Source organism: Actinomyces polynesiensis, assembly GCF_000820725.1.
Classification (GTDB): domain Bacteria; phylum Actinomycetota; class Actinomycetes; order Actinomycetales; family Actinomycetaceae; genus Pauljensenia; species Pauljensenia polynesiensis.
Window position 1 is genome coordinate 1 of record NZ_CCXH01000217.1, and the last position, 5,765, is coordinate 5,765.

The 5,765-nt window shown below is 72.9% G+C and carries 3 protein-coding genes and 1 pseudogene; 2 read left to right on the plus strand and 2 right to left on the minus strand.

Annotated elements, in window-relative coordinates; genetic code table 11:
* Together TA90_RS09305 and TA90_RS09310 are read left to right on the plus strand one after the other, a co-directional pair.
* Positions 1-987: RecB family exonuclease (locus TA90_RS09305; protein WP_043535928.1), on the plus strand; the 987-nt coding region annotated here is incomplete at its 5' end.
* A complete protein-coding gene (locus TA90_RS09310; protein WP_052450712.1) occupies positions 984-4,232 on the plus strand; it encodes an ATP-dependent helicase in 3,249 nt (1,082 codons plus the stop codon). The genes TA90_RS09305 and TA90_RS09310, both read left to right, overlap by 4 nt.
* A 246-nt stretch (positions 4,233-4,478) precedes the next feature.
* On the opposite strand, the pseudogene TA90_RS15620 reads toward TA90_RS09310, so the two are convergent.
* A pseudogene (locus TA90_RS15620) lies at positions 4,479-5,174 on the minus strand (PhzF family phenazine biosynthesis protein); the annotation flags it as partial.
* A 201-nt stretch (positions 5,175-5,375) separates the two neighbouring features.
* Positions 5,376-5,765, minus strand: a 390-nt coding sequence (locus TA90_RS15170) for a hypothetical protein (RefSeq protein WP_052450713.1), incomplete at its 5' end; no start/stop codon positions are given.

Below are 5,765 nucleotides of genomic sequence, written 5' to 3' on the forward strand. Positions count from 1 at the left end.
TTCCTGGACATCGTGGCCCGCCACGCCCCCGTGGACCTGGTCGACGGGGAGGTCCCCCTCGAGCCGGTCCCTCCCTCGCTGGACCTGCCCGGTCAGGTCGGTCGCCTCCGGCACCTCGCGGCCCAACCCGACGACACGCCCCGCCGTGACACCGCCACCACCCTCCTGGCCGTCCTTGCAGGGGAGGGCGTGCGCTCCGCCGACCCCGCCGGGTGGACGGGGGCGGGTGGTCTCTCCACCGAGGAGCCCGTGCTGGGAGAGGGACCCGTGTTCCTCTCCCCCTCCAAGGTGCAGTCCGCCCGGGAGTGCGCCCTCAAGTGGTTCCTGGCCTCGGCGGGGGGTTCGCCCTCCTCCGGTGGCGCCCAGCAGCTCGGTACCCTGGTGCACGCCATCGCCCAACGTCACCCCCACGGTCCCCTCGACGTCATGCTCGAGGAGCTCGACGCCGCCTGGGAGGAGGTCGGACACGACCTGTCGACCTGGGTGGGCCAGCGGGAGCACGCCCACGCCGAGGCCGTCGTGCGGGCACTCGCGACCTACATGGAGGGGGTCCCCGGAGAGGTCGGGGTGGAGGTGCCGGTGCGGGTCCCGGTCGGCGACCTCGTGATCACCGGGTCCATCGACCGCCTCGAGGTCGTGGACGAGGGCGTGCGCATCGTCGACCTCAAGACCGGGAAACCCTCGGTCACCAGGGACGGCGCGGAGGAGCACCCCCAACTGTCGACCTACCAGGTCGCCCTCCTGGCCCAGGGGGAGGCGGTGACGGGCGCGCGGCTCGTGTTCCTCGGCAACGGCAAGGTGGAGGAGCGACTCCAGGGCGCCCTGGAGGGCGAACACCTGGAGCGGTGGAGGACGGACCTGGAGGACCTGGCGGACACCATGCGTGCCGGCACCTTCCGGGCGACCCCCTCGGAGCAGGCCTGCCGCCACTGCCCCTTCCGACGCAGCTGCCCCGCCATGGACCAGGGACGGAGGACCCTCGTATGAACGACCACCCGCGCCCCGACGCCCTCGGCATCGCCCGACTCCTCCGGGGCAACGTCCCCACCCCCGAACAGGTCGCCGTCATCGAGGCCGATCCCTCCCGGCCCGTCCTGGTGGTCGCGGGCGCCGGCTCCGGGAAGACCGAGACCATGTCGATGCGCGTCCTGTGGCTGGTCGCGCACGAGGGCATGGATCCGGAGTCCATCCTCGGGTTGACCTTCACCCGCAAGGCGGCGGCCGAACTCGGCTCGCGGCTGCGCGACCGACTGGGCAGCCTGGCCGACTCGCTGCCGGGGCTGGAGGACGCAGGGGACCCCGTCTCACTGACCTACAACTCCTTCGCGGAGCGCATCGTGTCCGAGTACGGGCTGCGCATCGGCGTGGACCCGGACTTCCGGATGCTCGGGCAGGCCGGTGCCGTCCAGATGATGACCGACATCGTGGAGTCCTGGCGGGGGGAGCTCCCCGGGGACGCCTCGCCCTCCACGGTCGTCCACCGCAGCCTCTCCCTGGCGGGCCACATCGCCGAGCACGACCTCACCCTGGACCGGGCCCGGGAGGAGCTGGGCTGGTTCGGGGCGGAACTGGAGGCCGTCGGCAAGCCGACCTCGCACCTCGCGAACGCGATCGCCTCGAACGACATGCGTCTGGCGCTGCTGGACCTGGTGGAGGAGTTCGACCGCCGCAAGCGCGCGGCCGGGGTCCTGGACTTCGCCGACCAGCTCTCCCTGGCCACCCGTATCGTCACCGAGGCCCCCGACGTGTGCGAGGCACTGCGGCGCGACCACCGCGCCGTGCTGCTCGACGAGTTCCAGGACACCTCCGTCGTCCAGATGGAACTGCTCTCCCGCATCTTCCACGACCACCCCGTCACCGCGGTGGGCGACCCCAACCAGGCGATCTACGGCTGGCGCGGGGCGTCGGCCGCCTCACTGGAGGGCTTCCTCGACCGCTTCCAGCCCGGCCGGGAGGCCGGTCCCGACCAGACGCTGACCCTGTCGACCTCGTGGCGCAACGACCGGATGGTCCTCGACGTCGCCAACCGGGTGGCACGTCCCCTGCGCGACCACGCCGTCCACGCCGTCTCCCCCGTGCTCCGGGCACGCGAGGGCGCGGGCGCGGGGACGGTGGAGGTCACCTACACCCTGGACCGTGCCGACCAGGTGGAGGCCGTCGCCGACTTCGTCGAGGCGCACCGCGTGCCCCGCGGGTCGCGGATGGCGAGCGCGGCGGTCCTGTGCCGGCGTCGGCGCGACTTCCAGGCGGTCGACGAGGCGCTGCGCGCCCGGGACATCCCCACCCAGGTCATCGGCCTGGGCGGCCTGCTCGACCAGCCCGCCGTCGCGGACCTGCGTGCCGCCCTGGAGCTGGGGGTGGACGTCACCAACTCCCCGTGGGTGGTCAGGCTCCTGGCGAACCTCGACCTCGGGTCCGCGGACCTGCGGGTCCTGGGGGAGTGGTCGCGCCACCTCGCCCGCCGCGGCAGCACCGTGGAGCGTCCCGAGACGCTGCTGCTCGACGCCGTCGACACGCCTCCGCAGGCCGGCTGGACGCCCCGCCCCGGCATGCCTGCGTTCACCGAGGCCGCAGCGCAGCGCGTGAGGGTCCTCGGGCGTCGCCTGCGTGCGGTGCGTCGCGGTTCGGGCCGCGGAGTCGTGGAGCAGGTCGAGCGCGCGATCGCGATCCTGGGGCTCGCCGAGGACGTCACCGCCGACCCCCTGCTCAACACCGGGCGGGAGTCCCTCGACGCCTTCGTCGACGTCGCCACCGACTTCGAGGCCTCCGCCCAGGGGGCCAGTATGAGGGGTTTCCTCACCTGGCTCTCCGTCGCCGAGGACGAGGAGTCCGGACTGGCGGGACCCGCCGTGGAACCGGACCCCGCCGCCGTGCAGATCATGACCATCCACGGCGCCAAGGGTCTGGAGTGGGACTCCGTGGCGGTGTTCGCCATGGACGACGGCGTCTTCCCCAAGTACAACGCACACAAGGGGCGCACCTGGCAGGAGGAGCCCCAGCCCACACTGGGGTGGCTGGGCAAGGTGGACGAGCTTCCCTACCCGGTGCGGCGCGACGCCGACTGCCTGCCCGTCTTCGTCCCCGACCTCAGCGAGGGCCGTACACCCCAGGCAGCCTTCAACAAGTGGGTCGTCGGACCCTACGCCCAGGAGATGGGGCGTCACATGGAACGCGAGGAGCGACGCCTGGCCTACGTCGCCCTGACCCGTGCCCGCTCCGCGCTGCTGATGACCGGGTCCTGGATCGACCACGCGAAGTCCCCGCGCCCACCCTCGCGCTACCTCATGGAGCCGCTCGTGGACGGCCTGACCTCGAGCGATCCTGACACCGCGATCGTCCCGCGCCCGGACGAGGAGACCGCGGCCGCCCTCGTCGAGGCCTCCGGACCCGCGGAGTTCCCGCGCAGACCGGGGCGCTCGCGGGAGTTGGTCACTGCCTCCGCCCAACGGGTGGCCGAGCGGCGGCTCGAGGTCGCCGACCTCGGGTTGGGTGCCGTGGAGGTCCTCGACTCACTGGGGGAGGACCCCCTCGCCCGTGACGTCCGCGCCCTCCTGGAGGAACGCGCCCTGCGGGAGGAACGCCGCAGTGTGGTGGTGACCCCTGAGCGTCTCCCGGCCACGAGTGTGTCGCGACTGCTGGAGGACCCCGCGGGCTTCGCCCTGGACCTGCGTCGCCCCCTGCCCGCCGAACCGTCGGAGGCCTCCGCACTGGGGACGATCTTCCACTCCTGGGCCGAGCGGCAGTTGCGCCAGACCAGCGGCGAGCTCTGGGACGAACCGGTGCCCGGCGAGGAGATGCTCTCCGGGCAGGAACGCGGTCGGCTCGCAGCCATGCAGGAACACTTCCGGACCCTGCCGTTGCTGGCGTCCCACACCCCCGTCGGGATCGAGGAGCCCTTCGCGGTCGAGGTCGGGGGTGTGTCCGTCCAGGGGCGCATCGACGCCGTCCTCCGGGACGGGGACGGTCACGACACCGTCGTGGACTGGAAGTCCGGGCGGGTGCCCTCGGAGCTCACCTCACCCGAGGTGCTCCGCTACTACCTGACCCAGCTGCGCCTGTACCGGCTCGCCTGGTCGCGCAGGACGGGGGTGCCCGAGGAGGAGGTCTCGGCCCGTGTCGCGTTCCTGGCGGGGCCACGGGTGTTCTCGTCGGAGGACCTGGCGGGGATGCTCGGGGAGGAGGGCGAGGCACCCCTGGAGGAGTCGGTCGGGGCGGCCCTGCGACGCGCCTGAGGAAGGGCGGGCCTGCGGAGAGGCGGCCCGGGGGAGAACAGGCCCGGGGACAGACGGGCGTGTGAGGGGAGGGAGGGGCTGCCGGGACTGCGGGGGAACGGGCTCAGACCTCGATGGTTCCCTCGACGCTGACCCGTGCGGTGCCCCCGACCCACAACGTGCCCTCCGACTCCGTGAGGAGCACGCGCCCCGCCCGGCCGAGTTGTCCGCGTGGCGGACCGTGTAGGGAGGCCGTGCCCGGCCGGAGGCGATCATCCACTGGGCCGCGGAGGCATTGAAGCTGCCCGTGACCGGGTCCTCGACCAGCGGACCGTCCGTCTCCGAGAAGAAGGTCCGGACCACGAAGGCATCTGCGTCGCCCGGACCGGTGGGGGCGATGACCCCGATGGAACAGGCCTGCCCGGGGACGGCCGCGGGCCTGAGGGCCGCCACCGCCTCCGGGTCCGGGAGGAGGATCCCCAACCAACCGGGTCCGTTGTCGACCCAGCGTGCCTCCTCGACGGCGGAGGGGCTGGTGCCGAGGACCTCGGCGGCGTGCGCGAGGTCCTCGGAGGAGGCCGGACCCTCCCGGAGCGTCGCCGGGGCGGCGAAGGCGAAGTGGTCACCGGAGTGGGCGACCTCCACCGGACCGATACCGCACTGCTGCACGATGGTCCCGTCCACCCGCGGGACACCGCCGGAGTGCACCCACGCCGCAGCCGTGCCCAGCGTGGGGTGCCCGGCGAAGGGCAGTTCGGTGCGCCCGCTGAAGATGCGGACCCGGTGGTCGACGCCGGGTTCGGTCGGGGGCAGCACGAAGGTGCACTCCGAGAGGTTCGTCCACGAGGAGATCGCCCGCATGCGGTCCGTGTCCAGCCCTTCCGCCCCCAGGACCACGGCGAGGGGATTGCCGGAGTACGGCGTCGTCGCGAACACGTCGAGCTGCAGGAAGGGGAGGCGCATCCGGCCATCGTCCCCGTGCGGTGGGCCCGGGGCAACCCCGAACCGGGGTTCGGCGCGGCGGTTTCGGCTCACGGGCTGGGTCTGCAGGTCGACTGCCTCAGGTGATGATGACGAAGTGGGGTCTCGACGCGCGAGATGGGCTGATTCCGGGGTGCAGCGGCACCGAGACCCCACCTGGTCATCAGGGGCGTGACAGGTGAGTCAGCTCTCCGGGTCCTCCCGGTCCTCCGGTCCGAGGTGCTTCACCGCGTTGACGCCTGCGGCCGAGGCGACGAACCACAGCCCGACCGTCACCACGAGACCCGAGAGCACCAGCACCCGGGTGAACGCAACGCCGTCCGCGCCCATCCCGAGGCCCGCGATGAGGCAGCCCAGCGCATGGAAGACCGCCACCGCGCACCCCGCTGCCAGGATCGGCCAGGCCGCCCGGTGCGCCACCTCCCACGCCCGGTCCGAGGCCTCGACCTCCCGGTTGTGCAGTCCCAGGGCGGAGCCCCTCGGCAGGGTGCCGGCGCGGCCCCTGACGGCGGGCACACCGAAGAGGACGGCCATGGCCGTGAACAGCAGGGTTCCGATGACGCCGAGGACACT

Bases quoted from the DNA above. Each gene is read 5' to 3' on its own strand.
- TA90_RS09310 (WP_052450712.1), top strand. From the start codon at position 984: ATGAACGACCACCCGCGCCCCGACGCCCTCGGCATCGCCCGACTCCTC.